16 protein-coding genes are annotated in these 18,862 nt (G+C 66.4%); 3 read left to right on the top strand and 13 right to left on the bottom strand.

Going from position 1 to position 18,862, the window contains the following annotated elements; translation table 11 throughout:
• The first annotated feature begins 84 nt into the window (after positions 1-84).
• Positions 85-1,467 (top strand): DEAD/DEAH box helicase, encoded by a 1,383-nt coding sequence (locus tag J2X62_RS03115; RefSeq protein WP_310177429.1) that lies wholly within the window; start codon positions 85-87, stop codon positions 1,465-1,467.
• 29 nt (positions 1,468-1,496) lie between these two features.
• On the opposite strand, the gene J2X62_RS03120 is transcribed toward J2X62_RS03115, so the two are convergent.
• Positions 1,497-2,753, bottom strand: a complete 1,257-nt coding sequence (locus J2X62_RS03120) for an MFS transporter (RefSeq protein WP_032365954.1) — start codon at positions 2,751-2,753, stop codon at positions 1,497-1,499.
• Between the two features lie 39 nt (positions 2,754-2,792).
• Here J2X62_RS03120 and J2X62_RS03125 point away from each other — a divergent pair, with 39 nt between their 5' ends.
• A complete protein-coding gene (locus J2X62_RS03125) occupies positions 2,793-4,823 on the top strand; it encodes a DUF2232 domain-containing protein (protein WP_255175854.1) in 2,031 nt (676 codons plus the stop codon).
• Positions 4,820-5,557, top strand: coding sequence for an energy-coupling factor transporter transmembrane protein EcfT (locus J2X62_RS03130; RefSeq protein WP_310177435.1), 738 nt, complete (start codon positions 4,820-4,822; stop codon positions 5,555-5,557). Before J2X62_RS03125 ends, J2X62_RS03130 begins: the two co-directional genes overlap by 4 nt.
• Before the next feature lies 1 nt (position 5,558).
• Here the strand turns inward: J2X62_RS03130 and J2X62_RS03135 are convergent, their stop codons facing one another.
• The 12 genes from J2X62_RS03135 to J2X62_RS03190 all read right to left on the bottom strand — a co-directional run bounded on the left by J2X62_RS03135 (position 5,559) and on the right by J2X62_RS03190 (position 18,825).
• On the bottom strand, positions 5,559-7,169 hold the full coding sequence (locus tag J2X62_RS03135) for a VWA domain-containing protein (RefSeq protein WP_310177438.1): 1,611 nt from the start codon (positions 7,167-7,169) through the stop codon (positions 5,559-5,561).
• A gap of 148 nt (positions 7,170-7,317) precedes the next feature.
• Complete coding sequence (locus tag J2X62_RS03140; protein ID WP_094694777.1) at positions 7,318-8,949, bottom strand: substrate-binding domain-containing protein; 1,632 nt, start codon at positions 8,947-8,949, stop codon at positions 7,318-7,320.
• Positions 8,950-8,969: 20 nt separating this feature from the next.
• On the bottom strand, positions 8,970-9,401 hold the full coding sequence (locus J2X62_RS03145; protein WP_027495972.1) for an SRPBCC family protein: 432 nt from the start codon (positions 9,399-9,401) through the stop codon (positions 8,970-8,972).
• Positions 9,402-9,485: 84 nt separating this feature from the next.
• The gene (locus tag J2X62_RS03150; protein ID WP_032373078.1) at positions 9,486-11,120 is read right to left on the bottom strand and encodes a cation acetate symporter; all 1,635 of its coding nucleotides are present in this window, start codon (positions 11,118-11,120) and stop codon (positions 9,486-9,488) included.
• An 11-nt stretch (positions 11,121-11,131) separates the two neighbouring features.
• Positions 11,132-11,431, bottom strand: a complete 300-nt coding sequence (locus tag J2X62_RS03155; RefSeq protein ID WP_063216896.1) for a DUF485 domain-containing protein — start codon at positions 11,429-11,431, stop codon at positions 11,132-11,134.
• Between the two features lie 201 nt (positions 11,432-11,632).
• A complete protein-coding gene (locus J2X62_RS03160) occupies positions 11,633-13,375 on the bottom strand; it encodes a cation acetate symporter (protein ID WP_032390782.1) in 1,743 nt (580 codons plus the stop codon).
• A 6-nt stretch (positions 13,376-13,381) separates the two neighbouring features.
• A complete protein-coding gene (locus J2X62_RS03165; RefSeq protein WP_027495968.1) occupies positions 13,382-13,741 on the bottom strand; it encodes a hypothetical protein in 360 nt (119 codons plus the stop codon).
• A 13-nt stretch (positions 13,742-13,754) separates the two neighbouring features.
• Positions 13,755-14,558: a LytTR family DNA-binding domain-containing protein gene (locus tag J2X62_RS03170; protein ID WP_310177451.1), complete on the bottom strand. Its 804-nt coding sequence runs from the start codon at positions 14,556-14,558 to the stop codon at positions 13,755-13,757.
• Entirely contained in the window at positions 14,555-15,727 is a 1,173-nt protein-coding gene (locus J2X62_RS03175) for a sensor histidine kinase (RefSeq protein WP_222089980.1), read from the bottom strand. The genes J2X62_RS03170 and J2X62_RS03175 overlap by 4 nt, the downstream gene beginning before the upstream one ends.
• On the bottom strand, positions 15,724-16,905 hold the full coding sequence (locus J2X62_RS03180) for a lipase family protein (RefSeq protein WP_310177455.1): 1,182 nt from the start codon (positions 16,903-16,905) through the stop codon (positions 15,724-15,726). The genes J2X62_RS03175 and J2X62_RS03180 overlap by 4 nt, the downstream gene beginning before the upstream one ends.
• 29 nt (positions 16,906-16,934) lie before the next feature.
• On the bottom strand, positions 16,935-18,560 hold the full coding sequence (locus J2X62_RS03185) for a Na+/H+ antiporter (protein ID WP_032381694.1): 1,626 nt from the start codon (positions 18,558-18,560) through the stop codon (positions 16,935-16,937).
• Positions 18,561-18,636: 76 nt separating this feature from the next.
• Positions 18,637-18,825: an antitoxin gene (locus tag J2X62_RS03190; protein ID WP_027495963.1), complete on the bottom strand. Its 189-nt coding sequence runs from the start codon at positions 18,823-18,825 to the stop codon at positions 18,637-18,639.
• Positions 18,826-18,862: the final 37 nt, after the last annotated feature.

The raw sequence follows: 18,862 nt of genomic DNA on the forward strand, positions 1-18,862 counted from the left end.
GCCCACCGGCAGTCTCGCCACCTTGCATCTCGGCCCGAAGGCCCGCAGGTGCAACACCCTGCCCGAAAGGCACTTTTCATCACAATGACGACCCCACAGACTTTTGCTGCACTCGGAGTACCCCAGGCCATCGCAGACGTACTCGCGAGCCAGGGCAAGACCGAGGCCTTCCCCATCCAGGCCGACACGCTCCCCGACACACTGCAGGGACGCGACGTACTCGGACGCGGAAAGACCGGCAGCGGAAAGACACTCGCATTTTCCATCCCCATGGTCGCGCGCCTCGCCGGCCAACTCCCCGGCAACCGCAAGCCCGGCCGCCCGCGCGGACTGATCCTTGCGCCGACGCGTGAGCTCGCCACCCAGATCGCCGTCGCGATCGAACCCCTCGCCGCCGCATACTCGTTGAAGGTCACGACGATCTTCGGTGGTGTCTCGCAGGTCCGTCAGGTGTCCGCACTCAAGTCGGGTGTCGACATCGTCGTCGCCTGCCCCGGACGCCTCGAAGACCTCATGAAGCAGCGCCACCTGACCCTCGACGGCGTACAGATCACCGTCCTCGACGAGGCCGACCACATGGCCGACCTCGGCTTCTTGCCCGTCGTCACCCGGATCCTCGCCGCCACCCCCGACAAGGGTCAGCGCATGCTGTTCTCGGCGACGCTGGACAACGGTGTCGACAAACTGGTCAAGCGCTTCCTGCACAACCAGATCACGCACTCCGTCGACGAGGCCACTTCACACGTCGAGGCCATGACTCACAGCGTGTTCGAGGTCGACGGCGTCGAAGCCAAGAAGAAGCTGGTTCACCAGCTCGCCTCCGGCACCGGACGCCGCATCCTGTTCATGCGCACCAAGCACCAGGCCCGCAAGCTCGCCAAGCAGCTCACCGACGCCGGAATCCCGTCCGTCGACCTGCACGGCAACCTCTCGCAGGCCGCACGTGACCGCAACCTCGCGGCCTTCTCCTCCGGCCAGGCCCGCGTGCTCGTCGCCACCGACGTCGCAGCCCGCGGCGTCCACGTCGACGACGTTCAGCTCGTCGTCCACGTCGATCCCCCAGCCGAGCACAAGGCTTACCTGCACCGCTCCGGCCGCACCGCGCGCGCCGGCAGCGCAGGCGACGTCGTGACCGTGGTTCTGCCCGAGCAGCGCAAGGACACCGCAGTTCTGCTGCGCAAGGCCGACATCAAGGTCACCCCGATCCGCGTCACCGCCGACTCGCCTGCAGTGGCGAACCTCGTCGGCGAGCAGGCCCGTTACGTCGAGCCTGCATCGAAGGCAGAGCCGGCACCGGCACGCACCGGAGCCCCGCGCAACAACAACGCGCGACGCGGCGGCCCGGCCCGCTCGGGTGGTCAGCCGCGCAGTGGTGGACAGCCGCGCAGTGGTGGACAGCCGCGTAGCGGTGGCGGCGGCCACAGCCGTCGCGCAGCGGGCCCGGCAACGAGCCAGCGCAGCCGCTGACCCGAACCTCTGAAACAGGAAAGCCCTCGCTACGAGGGCTTTCCTGTTCTGATGCTCACGACGGCAGCAACCGCGCACAAGCCGGCCGCGCCGAACCACGCCATCGTGTATGCGCCGGTGGCGTCACGCACAATGCCCGCGACGACGGACGCGATGCCCGCTCCGATCTGGTGTGAGGCGAAGACCCACCCGAACACCAGAGAACCCTTGTCGCCGAACACCTCTCGGCACAGAGCAATCGTGGGCGGAACCGTTGCCACCCAATCCAATCCGTAGATCACCACGAAGATGACGATCGACGGTTGGATGGTCGCCGACAGCAACCACGGCAGAAACAGCAGCGAGATTCCGCGAAAGCCGTAATAGGCCGCCAACAGATACCGCGGATTCACCCGATCGGTCAGCCAACCCGATGCGATCGTCCCGACGATGTCGAAGATTCCCACCACCGCCAGCAGACCCGCTGCGGTGGTTTCGTGCATTCCGTGGTCGTGCGCAGACGGTATGAAGTGAGTTCCGATGAGCCCGTTGGTCGTTGCGCCACAGATCGCGAATCCGAGCACCAACGCCCAGAAGGTTCGTACTCGGCTCGCGTCGCGTAGCGCCTGCACCGCTGCGCGCGCGGGGTTCACGGTCGACACCGCCGCCGGCGGGACGTAGTCGGCGGGTGCGCCGTACGGAGTCACGCCGACATCGGCCGGCATGTTGCGCAGCCACCGCAACACGAACGGCACCACGATCAGCGAGCCCCCGGCGATGAGGAACGACGCTGCGCGCCAACCGGATCGGTCGACCAGCTGAGCGATCAACGGCAGAAAGATCAACTGCCCCGTCGCGCTGCCCGCGGTCAACACGCCCGAGACGAGCCCGCGACGCTGTACGAACCATCGATTCGTCACCACCGCCGCGAACACCAGAGCCATCGACCCGGTGCCCAACCCGATCATGACGCCCCACGTCAACACCAACTGCCATGCCTGGGTCACGAACACACTCAGAGCGCTGCCCGCGGCCACGACGACCAACGCCGTCGACGTCACAGCTCGGATCCCGAAACGCTCCATCAACGCCGCGGCGAACGGTGCCGTCAGACCGAACAGCACCAGGTTGACGCCCACCGCCAGCGACAGCATCGACCGCGGCCAACCGAACTCTTCCTGCAGCGGCACCATCAACACGCTCGGTGCGGCCCGGAACCCCGCCGCACCGACGAGAGCGAGGAAGGCCACCGCGGCGACGATCCATGCCGGATGAAGTCGCCTGCGGGTCGCGATCTCGGAAGTCACGCAGACAGTGTGCCTCAGTCGAGCTGGCACACTGGAGCGGTGACCGTCAGCGCTGCCCACCGTCCCGAGTCCGGGCCCCTCGGTCCGCAAGAATTGGCGACCGCTGCGGTGATGAGCAGCTTCACCGTCGCGCTGACGGTGATCGGCGTGCTGGTGCCGATGGCAGCGATTCTGCAGGTTGTCGCCGCTATTCCCATGTCGGTGGTGGCCCTGCGCTATCGCACGCGAGCATTGGTCACCTCAGCGGTGGCGGGCATACTCGTAGGATTCGTCGCGGCCGGCACTCAGACGGCGCTCACCGTGGCCAGTGCGGCATTGCTGGGCGGTCTGGTCGGCCGGGCGAAGCGCCGGAAACAAGGCCTGTTCGGCGTGCTCGTCACGTCGGCAATCGTCGGACCGGCACTCGGAGCCCTCGCGGTGCTGTTGCTGCTGATCCTCGTCCCGCTACGGCAGCTGTTTCTCGAGACGCTCCGCAACACCATCGAAGGCATCTCCCGACTGTTCGAGCGCGTATCCGCCCCGCAGGCCATCCCCGATGTGATTCGCAGCAGCAGCACAGCGGTACTCGACAACTGGTGGTGGTGGGTCGGCGGATCCATCGCATTCGGCATCGTCACTGGAACGCTGTTCGCGTGGCTGATCCTCACCGCCATCCTCGATCGCCTCTCGGCCATCCCCACCCCGGAGCCGTTCGTCTCGGGCATCGACGACGAGATCGCGCCACTGCCCGTCACCCTGACCGCCGTGGGCTACCGGTATCCCGGCAGCAGATCGGCAGCGTTGAGCGGTATCGACCTGCACATCGAACCGGGAGAATTCGTCGCGATCGTCGGCCACAACGGATCCGGCAAATCCACGCTGACGCGAATTCTCGCAGGCCGTGAACCCTCCGAGGGCTCGGTGACTCGTCCCGGCTCCACCGGACTCGGACGGTACGGCGGCACCGCAGTGGTGTTGCAGCGACCCGAAAGTCAGATCCTCGGTACCCGCGTCGCCGACGACGTCGTATGGGGACTGCCACCCGGCGACTCTCGCCCCGACGTCGACGCCCTGCTCGACGAGGTGGGGTTGAGCGGCATGGGTGCTCGCGACACGGCCTCGCTTTCCGGCGGCGAGATGCAGCGACTCGCTGTCGCCGCGGCCCTGGCTCGGCGTCCCGCTCTACTGATTGCCGACGAGGCAACCGCCATGATCGACGCCTCGGGCCGGGAACATCTGGTCTCGCTACTCGCGGCACTGCCCCGTCGGCACGGGATGTCGGTCGTACTCGTCACCCATCATGTCTCGGAAACTGTTGCCGCTGATCGCGTCGTACATCTACACGAGGGCATGCAGGTGGAGCACGACACTCTGTGGATGCAGACCAGGACCGGCAACGCTGCTGTTCTGCACGACAATTCGAGCCCGCGCCTGCTCGAACTACGCGACGTGCGGCACGTCTACAACAGGCGCACCCCGTGGGCACAATCGGCGTTGAACGGCGTCGACATCACCGTCAAGCGAGGCGAGGGAGTTCTCGTTCTCGGCGGAAACGGTTCGGGCAAGTCGACTTTGGCGTGGATCATGGCCGGGCTGACCGGGCCCACCACCGGCGTCGCGCAGCTCGACGGCAAGGCGATGACGTCGCGAGTCGGGGACGTCGGGTTGGCCTTTCAGCATTCGCGGCTGCAGTTGCAGCGGCGGACCGTCTCCGAGGACATCGCCGCGGCCGCGGGGCCCGAAACCGGTTCTGCCACAGTGTCGGCCGCGATGGATGCCGTCGGCCTCGACCGGTCACTGGCCGCACGCGACGTCGACTCGCTCAGCGGCGGGCAGATGCGACGCGTGGTGCTGGCCGGTCTGATCGCTCGTCGACCCCGCATCTTGGTGCTCGACGAGCCGCTGGCCGGACTGGACCCGCCCGGACGCGACGACATCATCGGCGTCCTCGCCGGCCTGCGTGAGCGCGGCGTATCGATCGTGGTCATCTCGCACGACGTGGACGGTATGGACGCCGTCTGCAGTCGAACCATCACGATGGCCGACGGCCATATCGTCTCCGATTCGATTCATGGGAGCGTGCATTCGTGACGACCGTCGTACTGCGCCAGGTTCCGCGGTTCTCACCCATTCATCGACTGTGGGCGGGCACCAAGCTCATCGTGGTGTTGCTGCTCAGCATCACGCTCGTCGTGGCTCCGACGTGGCCTGCCCTCGGCATCGTGTTCGCACTGCTGGTCATCGCCGCTGCCATTGCCCATATTCCGATCACAGCACTACCGCGCCCGCCGTGGTGGATCTGGGCACTCTTCGGCGTCGGAGCATTGATCAATCTGCCCATCGGCGGCGCAGCGGTTCTGCTGTACTTCCGTGCGACGCTGTTCGTGTTCGTTCTGCTCGGTGCATCGATGATGATCGGGTGGACGACGTCGATGAGCGACATCGCTCCGGCGGTGTCGAAACTCGGTGCACCGCTGAAGAAGCTGAAGCTGCCGGTCGACGAGTGGGCGATCGCCGTAGCGCTCAGCCTGCGGTCGCTTCCACTGCTCATCGAGGAGATGCGCACCCTCAACGCCGCCCGACGGCTGCGCCCGAAACCCGTGGTCAACAGTGCGTCGGACAACTCGCTGGTCGACATCGTGACCACGGTGATGTCGGTGGCCATCAGGCGCGCGGACGAGATGGGTGAAGCCATCACCGCACGCGGGGGCACCGGCATGATCACCGCCACCGAGGCACGTTTCAAGGCCTCGGACGCGGCGACTCTGGGGGTGGTGACGCTGGCCTGCGCGGCCGCGATCGCGATCAGCTTCCTGCTGCGGTGAGCTACTCCCCCGCGAGACGCTCGGTGCGTGAGTTCAACGCCTTGACGAACACGTCCGGGATATCGCGGGGATCCTCCGCGACATAGCTCGTACCACCGGTGGCCGCGGAGATCTGCTGCAGCGCAACCGGATCGGCATCACTGGTGACGCCGACCGTGATGATCACGATGGGACGCACCGGATCCTGCTCCTTCTGCAGGGCGGCGAGAAGCTGGTCCAGGGAAATACTGCCGTTGTCCTCGTTCGCGCCGTCGGTGAGGATGATGACGCTGTTGACGTAATCGGGGTCGTAGCCCTCCTTGACACGTCGGAACGCTGCCAGAGTGGTGTCGTAGAGTCCGGTCCCGCCTCCGACCAGAGCCGGTAGCCCACGGACTGCATCGAGAATGGCCTGACGCTGCGGCTTACCGTCAAACGTGTTGCTCACCGGGCCGAGCGGCACCAGTTCTCGGTAATCCTGCTTTGCACCACCGAGTCCGATGGAGAAGGCCCACAGCCCCATCTGCGTCTGGTCGCTGAACAGATCGTTGGCACCGAGCGACGCATCGACGGTCAACGCGATGCGGGTGGAGTCGCCGGATTTCGCCGCCATCGAACCCGATACGTCCTCGACGACGAGGGTCCGCAGCGGCAACGCGAGCACCGCCCAGTCGCGCAGCGTCGTCTCGATCGACAGCGGATTCTTGATTTCCAACGCGGCGACCGAGCCGACGCCTCTGCCGTCGGCCAAGGGGGTTCCACTCGACGTTCGGAAGCCGGCTGCAACGAGTGTGTCCGTCGCCGACTGCGAGGCCAGCACCGACGCCAACGCGGCCCCGGCGGCCTTGACGCGGTCGTACTCCGGCCCGGCCGGAGCCGTGACGGCGAGGGGGTAGTTGAGGAAGTAGCTGCCCGTCGGCGGCACCGACTCGGTGAGCGACGATCCGGGGTTCGCTGCCTCGTAGGCCAGCACGGCCTGTTCGGTGGCGACGCTGGTTCCGCCCTCGGTCGCCACCTGGGCGACGAGGTCCGGGGTGTCGTGGGGCGTGTCGGCTATCCGGCCGAAGTCCTGTGCCATGGGCACCAGAGCGGCGGACACGGCTTTGGCGTCGGAGATCGCGACCTCGGACTCGGCCAGCGCACCGAGGATCGCAGCGTTGGACGCACTACTGGTGAGCGGATCGCCGATGCGTTGGCCCGGCATCTGCAGCACGCTGAGCCAGGTGTCGGTCACCGGGGCGCCGTCGGACGCCGACACCAGCACGGGCAGTGTGTTCGCCACCGACGTCTTGGCGAGTTCGGGCAGGGCTCCGGTCGAACGCAAAGTCTTGAGCAGCCACAACGTCGAGTCCGGGATCCAGAGGTCGGGGCGGTTCTCGTCGGTACCTGCGATCTCGGTCGCCGTGTCGGTGGGGCGCTCGGCCCGCACCTCGAAGTCGACGCAGCCGCGGTCCACCTCGCCCGCCTGGGCCAGGATCTGCTGCACCGGTTCGGCGATCGAGGTGTCCACCGCGAGCGAGACCGTGTCCAGCGATTCGCACGAGTCCGAACCCGCTGCGCGTACGGCCTGGACGCCGAACCAGCCACCGGCCGCGACCACGACTACTGCCAGCGCGGCCGCACCCCAGGTCACGACAGGACTGAACCTGCGACTACTGCCGCTGTGACGTCCTGACATCGCTGACTCCCCTACTTATACCCCCGACACGACTGTGTTGCGGGACTTCTCCGCACTACCCCACGTGACGGAGAGCACGCGGCGCACAGCATAGCCGCTCCCGTCAGCGACCGGAACGGCTTCTCAGTGCATTGACGAAGACGTTCGGTATTTCGGCGGGGTTTCGCGCTACGAAGCTGGTGCCCCCGGTGGCAGCAGAAATTTGTTGCAGCACACCCGCATCGGCGTCGTCGGTGATACCGATGGTGACGATGACGACCGGACGAGACGGGTCCTGTTCGGTACGCAGTGTGGCCAGCAGTTCGTCGAGCGAGATGCTGTTCGGATCCTCGTTGGCACCGTCGGTGAGGATGATGACGCTGTTCACCGCATCGGGGTCGTAGCCCTGCTGCACGGTGCGGAACGCGGCCAACGTGGTGTCGTACAGTCCGGTTCCACCACCGACCAGGGACGGAAGGGTGCGGGTCTGCTGCAGCAGCACTTCACGCTGGGTCGTGTCGCCGACCTTCTCGTCCATGCGCCGGATCGGTGCCAGCTCACGGTAATCCTGATCGCCGCCGCCGAGCCCGATGGAGAAGGCCCACAATCCCATCGACGCATTGTCGGGAAACAGTCGATTCCCGGTCTCGCTGGCCTGCACCGTCATCGCGATCCGGGTGTTCGCCCCGGCGCTGTAGTTCATCGAGCCGGACACGTCTTCCATCACGAGCGCTCGCGACGGGAGCGCGAGCACCTGATATTGACGCAGCACCGATTCGGCAGCCTGCTGGTCGCCGATCGCCAGACTCTCGACGGCACCGATACCACGATCGGACTCGAGGGGCGCGTTGTCTTCCGACCGAAAACCGGCCTCGGACAACATCTCCCGACCTCGATCGGATTCGATGACCGCGGCCAGCGCGCTGCCGACCGACTTCGCGCTGTCGTGCCGCTCGCCTGCAGGCTCGGTGACGGCCAGCGGGAAGTTCAGAAAGATGCTGCCCGTCGGCGGCACCGTCGCACCGAGTTCGGCACCGGTGTCGTTTCGGTACTCCAACATGGTCTGCTCGGACACCACGGCCACGCCGCCGTCGGCCACCAGATCGTCCAACCGGGTGGTGGGATCGGCTTCGCCGCGGGTGGCGGCCTGAGCCTGAGCGATCGGCACGAGCGCCGTCGACACCGCATCGAGGGCCTTCTCGTCTCCACCCGCCTCGGCTACCGCCCCGAGGATCGCCGCGTCGGAGATGGTGTTGGCCAACGGATTACCGATGCGCAAACCTTCGAGCTTCAGTGCGGTGAGCCACGTGTCGAAGAACGGAACCTCGTCCTTGCGGGTTGCGAGGACGGCCGGGGTGCTTGCCACCGACTGGCTCGCCAGGTCGATCAGCGACGCGGTCGATCGCACGGTCTTGCCGACCCACAGCGACGAATCGGGAATCCAGAGCGAGGGAACGTCGTCGCCTTTGGCCACTGCGGCCGACACCTGACCCGACTCCATCGCCGTCACCGCCACCTCGGCACAACCGAGATCCTCGGGCGCGGAGTCGTCGACGATCTTCTGCAGTACCGGCGCGATCGCGGGGTCGGCAGCCAACGTGTAGTTCGACGGGTCACCGCAGTCGCTGCCGAAGACCTTCTGCGCCAAGAACACTCCGCCTGCGACGATCAGAAGCAGGACGACGGCAACGACGACGTACTTGGCGAACCCTCTGTTGCCCGTCGCGGACGACGGCGCACTGTGCCTACCGGGCATGCATCTCCACTCCTACACCGTCAGGCGTAGATCTTGACGAACGTCTTCAGCGAGTTCTCGATGTCGCCCTTGAGTGCGCGAGCGACACCGGACCCGATGGGTCCGAACAACGGGGCACCGCCCAGATTGACGTCGATCGTGATCTCGGACCCGTCACCCTTGGACTTCACCGACAGGTCGAGACCGATCTTCACTCCGCCCTTACCGTTGCCCTTGAGCTCGAGCTTCCGGGGCGGATCATAGGACTCGATCTTCCACGAGACGCGGTTGCGCATGCCCTTCACGCTGGCGATGGAGTCCAGGGTGGTGCCGACGGCCAGCTGCTCGGGCAGCTCACCGCGCCACGCTTCGTGGATGGAGAGCCACTGCTCGTAGCCGGACAGATCGGACGCATGCGCCCACGTCTGCTCGGGGGTCAGCGGGACGTCGAGGGAAACCTTCAGCTTGGCCACAGCAGGGATGGTAACCGCTGGACGAAAAATGCCCGTGTGAGGCCTTGCTCACACGGGCACTTCGCGAACAGTCCTACAGGTGGATCAGTGGGCGCTGGCCTTCTCCGCACCGATGCCGGTGAGAGAGCGAACCTCCATCTCGGCCTGCTTGTCGGTGTTCTCGGTGTCCTTCGAGATCAGCGTTCCGACGATACCGAGGATGAATGCCAACGGAATCGACACGATGCCGGGGTTGGACAGCGGGAACCACGCGAAGTCCGAGCCGGGGATCATCGACGTCTTCGATCCCGACACGGCCGGGGAGAAGATGATCAGCACGATCGTCGAGATCAGGCCGCCGTACATGCTGAACAGTGCGCCCGTGGTGGTGAAGCGACGCCAGAACAGCGAGTACAGGATGGTCGGCAGGTTCGCTGCTGCCGCGACGGCGAACGCCAGCGCCACCAGGAAGGCGATGTTCTGCCCGTTCGCGAGGATGCCGAGGCCGATGGCCAGAATGCCGATGACGACGGCCGTGATCCGCGAGACCTTGACCTGCTTCTTGTCGTCGACCTTGCCCTTCTTGATGACGCTCGCATAGATGTCGTGAGCGAACGACGCCGACGCGGTGATCGTCAATCCGGCGACGACGGCGAGGATGGTCGCGAAGGCGACCGCAGAGATGACGCCGAGCAGAATGACGCCGCCGAGCTCGAAGGCCAGCAGCGGAGCCGCGGAGTTCTGACCACCGGCGGAGGCCAGGATGCGGTCGGGTCCGACGATCGCTGCGGCACCGTAGCCGAGCACGAGGGTGAAGAGGTAGAACGCACCGATGAGCGCGATGGCCCACACGACACTGCGACGAGCTTCCTTGGCGGTGGGCACCGTGTAGAAGCGCATCAGCACGTGCGGCAGACCTGCCGTACCAAGGACGAGTGCGATGCCGAGCGACAGGAAGTTGATCTTCGAGGTGGCGCTGCCGCCGTACTGGGCACCGGGCTCGATGACGTCGCGAGCACCGACGATCGGGTCGGCCGAGCTCGACACCATCGCCTGCGCGCTACCGAGAAGCTCGGAGAAGTTCAGGCCGAACTTGGCGAGCACGAGCACGGTCATGAATGCGGCACCGGCGATGAGCAGAACGGCCTTGATGATCTGCACCCAGGTGGTGCCCTTCATACCGCCGATGAGCACGTACGCGATCATCAACACACCGACGATGGCAATGACGATGGACTGCCCGGTGCGGTCGGAGATGTCGAGCAGCAGTGCGACGAGTCCGCCGGCACCTGCCATCTGAGCCAACAGGTAGAACAGCGACACCGTCAGCGTCGACAGTGCGGCCGCGGTACGAACCGGGCCTTGCTTGAGCCGGAAGCTCAGCACGTCCGCCATCGTGAACTTGCCGGTGTTCCTGAGCAATTCGGCGACGAGCAGGAGCGCGACGAGCCAGGCGACGAGGAACCCGATGGAGTACAGGAAGCCGTCGTAGCCGTAGACGGCGATGGCACCGGCGATACCGAGAAAGCTTGCGGCCGAGAGGTAGTCACCGGCAATGGCGACGCCGTTCTGCGGTCCGGAGAATCCGCCGCCCGCGGTGAAGAACTCCGCAGACGTCGCGTTCTTCTTGGAGGCGCGAATGACGACGGCCATCGTGATGAGGACGAACGCGCCGAAGATCGCGATATTGACGAGCGGTTCACCGACGGTGGTGTCGGCGGCCTGGGCTAGTACATTCACGGCTTCTACATTCACGGCTTCGCTCCCTGGGAGGCTTCCATCTCGGCGCGCAGGGCTGCGGCGCGAGGATCGAGTTCACGGTTGGCGAACCGCACGTAGATGCCGGTGATGGCGAACGTGGTGACGAACTGGCCGAGGCCGAGCAGCAGACCGACGTTGATGTTGCCCCACACCTTGGTCGACATGAAGTCGACGGCGTAGGTGCTGAGCAGCACGTAGATGACGTACCAGACCAGGAAGAACCCGGCCATCGGGAACACGAAGCTACGCAGGCGGTGCCTGAGTTCCTGGAACTCGGGACTGGCCTGCATGTCGACGAACGCTTGCGCGTCCGGTGGCGAATTGGTTTCCGGTGCGGTCACCTTGGACTCCTGAAGTTGATGTGAGCTGTAGCTGACTCGGAACAGTAGTGAGAGTCAGGTCACAACATCAGGGGGTGGCGTCGATCACACGACGGGCTGCGGGAGTGTGCGACGAGCGGTAGCGCAGACCCGACGAACGGCCTTCTCTCACTACAGCTCGCGCTCTCGGTCTTTGCCCATGTCGAGGCCTTCGGGCAGGTGCAGTCGGGCGAAGATTCGGGAGATGTCCGACGGCACTGTTCGCCGGGTGGCGAGGCTGACGACGATCATCGCGGCGAAGGCCACGGGAACGCTGACCGCGGCCGGGTAGCCGAGTATCGCTGCCGCCCAGCCCCCGAGGACGCCGTCGGAGATGGGGGTGACGACGGAGATCGACGCGGCGACGAGGGAGAGTCCGCCGCCGAGGAACAGCCCGGCCGCGGCTCCTGCTGCGGTGAGTCCGCGCCACCAGATGCCGAGCACGAGCAGCGGACACAGCGTGGACGCGGCGACGGCGAACACGAGCCCGACGGTACGCGAGAGATCCAGCGAGACAACGCCGATCGACAGTGCAAGTGGCACTGCGCCGGCAAGGACGGCCGCGACACGGAAGTCTCGGACCTTGCCGGAGAGCACGTCGGTGCTCAGGACGCCCGCGATGCTGACCAGCAGGCCGGACGACGTGGACAGGAAGGCGGCGATGGCTCCGGCGGCGACGAGTGCGGCCAGCAACTGGCCGGGTACCCCCGACAGCACGGAGCCGGGCAGCAGCAACACTGCGGCGTCGGAGGCACCGGTGATCAGCAGTTGCGGCACGTAGAGCCGGGCGAACACTCCGAGGACCGTCGGGAACAGATAGAACGTGCCGAGCAGCGCCAGCACGGTCAGCGAGGTCAATCGCGCCGCTCGGCCGTCGGGGTTGGTGTAGAACCGCACCAGCACGTGCGGCAGCCCGAGGGTGCCGAGGAACGTGGCCAGGATCAGCGAATACACTTGGTAGAGCGGGTGCTGACCGCCCAGTCCCCCGCCGGGCATCGCCCAGGCGCGGTCGGTGGTCGGTGCACCGGCGACCACCGGAACCGGCGAGCCCGCGTCGAGGGTGAGCAGTGTCCCGGACCCGAGCCGGTGTTCGCCTGCATCGAGATTCACACGTCCATCGACGCTCTGCTCGTCCAGGGTTCCTGTCACGGACACCACGATCGGCGAGTCGACCTGCACGAGCACGTCGGTGGTGATGTCGACTCGGGTCTGCTCGGCGACGGTCGGCGGGGCCGCGCTACCGACGCTGCGGTCGTCGGCGACGAAGTGGACGGTCAGCACCAGTGCGGGGATGGCGATCGCGGTGAGCTTGAGCCAGTACTGGAACGCCTGCACGAAGGTGATCGAGCGCATTCCGCCGCCAACGACGTTCGCAATGACGATCAGACCGACCGCGAGTGCTCCCACCCAGCCCGGCACTCCGAGAAGGATGTTCAGCGTCAGGCCTGCGCCCTGGAACTGCGGCACCAGATACAGCGCGCAGATCACCACCACCACGAGCATGGCCACTGTGCGCAACCATGGTGCGCCCAGCCGGAATTCGACGAAGTCGGGCACCGTGTACGCACCGCTCCTGCGCAGTGGGGCGGCGACGAAGAGCAGCAGACCGAGATAGCCTGCGGTGAAGCCGACGGGATACCACAGCGCATCGGCACCGTACTTGGCGATGAGACCAGCGACACCGAGAAAGGATGCGGCAGAAAGGTATTCACCCGAGATGGCCGCGGCGTTCCACCGCGGTCCGACGGTCCGCGAGGCCACCAGGAAGTCGGACGTGGTGCGGGCCAATCGAACTCCGTAGACACCGATGCCGACGGTGGCCAGCGCGGCCACGATCAACGCAATCAATGTCGCGACGGGTATCGATCCGTTCACCGGCGCCTAGTCCTCGACCAGGCCGACGAACTCGGCCTCGTTACGCTCGGCGCGGCGCACGTACGCGCGGCCGACGCCGAACAGCAACGGATAGATGGCCACCCCCAGCAGCAACCACGGCAACCCGATACCGAACGGCGCGACATCGGTGAAACGGGTGAGCAGCATGCCCAGCAGGGGAATCGCGAACAGGATCGACAACGTCATCACTGCCAGGCGCAGCGACAGCAGGAGTTGCGCACGCACCAGGCTTCGCACCAGCGCGTCGCCCACCTCGGTTTGCTCCTGCACCTCGACGCGGGTGCGCACCAGGCGCGCGCCGCGGCGCTGCGAGAGCACCACCCGCTCCCGGTGCGGCTGACTCACCGCGCACCTCTCGTCACCGCGACGACCACGACTGCAGCGGACCGCGCACGAGCCGGTCCTTGAGTTCTCTGGTGTGCCGCCGGCTCACCGGTAGCTCGCAGGCCGGCAGCGCGCCGGTGGCGCGCAGACACACCACCAAGCCCGAACCGACGCTTCTGATTCCGGTGACCAAGGGAAGCGACACCAGATACGAACGATGCACTCGCAGGAAACCGGCATCGGCCCAACGACTTTCGAGAGCCGAGATGGGAATGCGCACCAGGTGCGAACCGGTGGCGGTGTGCAGCCGCGCGTAGTCACCGTCGGCCTCCACCCACGCCACCGACGACCGGTGTACCAGCGTGGTGGTTCCACCGAGCTCGACCGGGATGACCTCGTCGGCAGCCGATTCGGCCGACTCGGCGGGCCGACGACGGGCGAGAAGAACACGTCGGACGGCCTCTGCCAATCGGTCGTCGCGCAACGGCTTGAGGAGGTAGTCCACCGCGCCCAGATCGAAGGCAGCCAAGGCCCGATCGTCGTGAGCGGTGACGAACACGACCGCAGGTGGCCGAGCGAACGCCGACAGGATTCCGGCGAGCTCGAGGCCGTCGAGACCGGGCATGTTGATGTCGAGGAACACTGCATCGACAACGGATTGACCGGAGGTCTGCTTGAGTTGGCGCAGGGCGGTGGTCGCGTCCTGCGCGGTGTACACCTGGGCCACGGCCTCCTGCTCGCGCAGCAGGAAAGCCAGTTCGTCGAGGGCAGGCCGCTCGTCGTCGACCGCCAGCACGACCAGCCCGCGCGCGGCACCGGAGTTCGCTGGATGCGTCATGCCCGCACCCCCGGCCTGAACTTGGGCACCCGAAGGCTCACTTTCGTGCCTGCTCCCGGTGCGGTGTCCACGACGAGACCGTAGTCGTTTCCGAAGGCCGCCCGCAGCCGATCGTCCACGTTCGCCAGTCCGACGTGGGCCGCATCCTCGGTGTGCAGGCTGCCCGATCGCAGTACCTCGGGGTCCATTCCCACTCCGTCGTCCTCGATGCTGATCACGGCGTCGGTGCCCTCGTCGGCGGCGATGATCGTGACGCGACCGCCGTCGGCCTTGCCCGACAACCCGTGCCGGACGGCATTCTCCACCAGTGGCTGCAGCGCCAGAAACGGCAGCGCCACCCCGAGCACCTCGGGAGCCACCTGCAGGGTGACCTGCAGCGAATCGCCGAACCGGGCCCGTTCGAGCGTCAGGTACCGATCGATATTGCGTAGTTCGTCGGCGAGCACGGTGAATTCCCCGGCGTTGCGGAAGGAGTACCGGGTGAAATCGGCGAATTCGAGCACCAGTTCCCGTGCCCGATCCGGGTCGGTACGGACGAACGACGCAATGGTGCCCAGCGCGTTGTAGATGAAATGCGGGCTGATCTGGGCCCGGAGTGCACGCACCTCGGCTCGGTCCAACCGCGCCCGCGATGCGTCCAGTTCGGCGAGTTCGATCTGACCGAACGCGTAGCGCGCGACCTCGGCGATGGCCCCGAGCATGCCCGGCCCTGGTTCGGCCACCACCGCGGCACCGAGCACCCCCACCACCGGCGAATCCTCGTCGATCAACGGCTGCACCACCAGCGCTTTGACCTCGTGAATCGAGCCGAGCGGAAGCCGCACGAGCACGCGCCGCTGCCCGTCGACGGCGCGTCTGGCCGCCTCCACGAACGCCGGCGTCAACTCCTGCCACGGCCCGTCCCAGGCCAGCAGCGACGCACTCGGATCGCAGATGCCCAATGCATCCGCCCCGGTCAGGACTCTGAGATGGGGAGCAGCGGCGGCAGCCGAGCGGGCATCGAGACCGTTCCGCAGCGGCTTCGCCGCCAACGACGCGGTATGCAGGGTGGCGTGAACCGCACGCTCCTCGGGGGTGGTCAGATCGCGTCGGCCACGCAGGCTGATCAGCGCGATGGCGGTGACGATCGCCGCCACGATGACCGCCATCCACGCCAGTGCCGCGGTCATCGTGCGCAGGTCCCGGTGGTCGGAACGTTCAAGAAGCGCTCGACGAGCCAGTCGACGCCGATACCGTTGGCGGCCAGATCCGCGTGCCCCTGCTCGGGTTCCGAACGCAGTTCCACGTCGTCGCCGAGTCCGCAGGCTTTCGCCACGGCGTCGCGAGTCCACTGCGGATCGATCAGGTCGTCGCGCTCGCCGACCAGAACGAACAGCGGAACATCGGTGCGAGCCGTCGGCAGTGCGACCGTTCCGAGCCAGTCCGCCATCCGATTCGCGGCCCGGTCATCGGCCGGGACGGCATCGGCCGGATCGATGACGGCTCCGGCGTCGGCCTTGGAGAATCCGAGCAGGTCGCTGCAGGCCGTCAGCGCGGTCACGTTGTCGGCGAAGGTGCCACGGATGTAATCCGAGCGCTCGACGCTCGGATCCGTGACGTGCAGACCCTCGTAGAGAAACGGCACCAGCAACTGACGGGACAGGGTCTGTTCGGTGTCGGCTGCGAAGTACCGCGTCAGATCGGCTGCGGCCGACAGCGCGGCGACCCCGACCAGTTCCAAACCGTCGCCGTACTCCGCATTACGCTCGGCAGCGGCCCAGACTGCTTGTCCCCCTTGAGAAGTGCCGATGGCACCCCATCGGGTTCCGACGTCGGGCACCACGGTGCGCGCGGCGCGCACGGCATCGATGACGTCGTAGGCTGCTGCATCGATGTTCAGATACGCCGGATCTCCCGGGGTTCCCAGACCCTGGTAATCCGTCACCACCACGACGGTGCCGCGCTCGAGGAACGGCGTCACCAGGCCGATGGTGCCCAACAGGTTCGGATACAGCGAGGGCGCACACTCGTCGGTGACACCGGTGGTGCCGTGCCCGACCGAGACGATCGGCCAGCCACCGGCAGGCGCAGAACCCTTGGGCACGAACACCGTTGCCGATGTCTCGGTTCCGCCTCCGGTGACGCCGTCGGTGGTGCGGTAGACGATCTTCGTGGCAGACCCGCCCAGAAAGGCGACACCGATGTCGACCTGACCGAGCGGCATCGACGACACGATCGAACCGCGGTCGGAGCCCTCGGGTGCCGGATTCGACGTGGGTGCCGGAGCCACGGGAGGCACGGCAGGCGAACTGCACGCGGCGAGGGCGAACACGAGTGCCGCGGCGGCCACCAGTCCGGTCGACCTCACTGTCTCAGCGCTCCCACTGTGTTCGTCGTCTACGTCGTGCGTCGTTCGATGCGTGCCTCGGCCGCGATCTCTTCCACGTCCAGACCATTCAACACTGCGCGTAGGGCTTCGTCGTCCAACTCCCCCGAGTCGCGGGCGGCGATCAGTGCGGCCCGCTGCGCGACCAGGACATTGTGCCGCAGGGTGTCGAACAGCGCGCCGGCCGCCGCGATTCGCTTCTCGCGGTCCTCGGTCTCGTCCGCGTCCATCCGGGCCCGCACCGACCGTCGCACGCGGGCGATCACCTCGGCTACCCGGTCACTGTCGACGCCGGAGATGCCGTCCTTCGCGGCCCGCTCGAGGTACGTCTCGGCAGCCGTGCGGGCGATGGCCTGCGAGAGCAGTCGTTGATTGTCGTTGCGTTGCTGCTCGAGTGGATCGGCGACGTCCAACCGCCGAATGAGGAGCGGAAGCGTCAGGCCCTGCAGCAGCAACGTTCCGACTGCGACGACGAACGCGACCGCTTGAATCACCGCCCGCCCGGGAAATTCCTCGCCGAGCACGGTGGTGAACGGGACACCCGCGGCTGCGGCGAGAGTCACCACTCCGCGCATCCCGGCCCACGACAGCACCAGGTTCTGCTGCCACGTCAGGCCGTCGGCCACCCCCTCGCGCCGAAACACCGTGCGAAAGAGCAGGTTTCTCCCCGAGTTGAAGAAGATCCAGGCCGGACGAACGACGATGACCACGAGCAGCACCAGCAGCGCGTACCCGAAAATGTGATGCACCGGAAGACCCTCGCGCTGCACCTCGGAAATGACGAACTTCAGCTGTAAACCCATGTACGCGAACACGAATGCTTCCAGCAGCAGGTCCACCGTCGGCCACACCTGGCGCTCCTGCACCCGGGTCGAGACCGACACGTCGGCCGTGACACGGCCCAGTACGAAACCTGCGGTGACGACGGCCAACACGCCGGACGCGTGAATCTCTTCCGCTGCCAGATACGCCGCGAACGGCAGGACGAGTCCGAGCACCGTCTCGAGCGCCGAATCGGCGATCCGGTTTCGCACGAAACGAACGATGCGCGAGAGCACGAATCCGACCAGCACGCCGCCAACGATCTCGTACAGAAAGAACAGAACCGGTGAGCCGAGTTCGATACGACTGCCCGTCACCGACGCAACGGTCAAGGTGAACAAGGTCAACGCAGCCGCGTCGTTCACCAGGCTCTCCCCGGTGAGGATGGCCATCATTCTCGCGGGCAGGCCGAGCTTGCGGCCGACGGCGATCGCAGAGACCGCGTCGGGTGGGGCCACGACGGCACCGAGCACGAGGGCCGCACCCAGAGTCAGCTCGGGAACGAGCAGGTTGGCGAAGTACCCGACGGCCACGGTCGTCACGATCACCATCACCAGACCGAGGCGCAGGATCTGGCCGATGTTGCGGCGAAAACTGACGAAGGAGTAGTTCAGCGCCGCGGAGTACAGCAACGGCGGCAGCACGACACCGAGGATCAGTTGGGGCGAGAGACTGATGTGCGGCACGCCGGGCACGAACGATGCGATGGATCCTACGGTCACCAGAACGAGCGGGACCTGCAGGTCCAGACGCTTGGCGAATCCCGCAACCGCGATCGCGAAGATGACTACGAGAAGAAGTACCGGTCCGTCCACCCGCCCGATTCTGCCGCCCGCAGCGCCCTACGGCACCACCGACGACCCGAACACCGGATGGACGGCCCGAATCGACCTACTTGTCCGGAATTGCCTTCTTGGCGGCTTCCTGCACCTTGTCGATCTTGTCGGCGTACTTGCCACCGGTCTTGTTGTCGATGAAGTCCCCGGCCTTCTCCACGACGTCGTCGATCTTGTCCGAGTTCTCTGCCGCAAGGTTCTTGCCCTTGTCGACCATGCCCTTCAAATTGTCTGCGAAGCCCATGAAACTCTCCTGCCAGTCGGGTGAAACGGAACACCTG

Origin of the sequence: Rhodococcus sp. 3258 (genome assembly GCF_031456475.1) — a bacterium.
GTDB classification, from domain to species: Bacteria; Actinomycetota; Actinomycetes; order Mycobacteriales; family Mycobacteriaceae; genus Rhodococcoides; species Rhodococcoides fascians.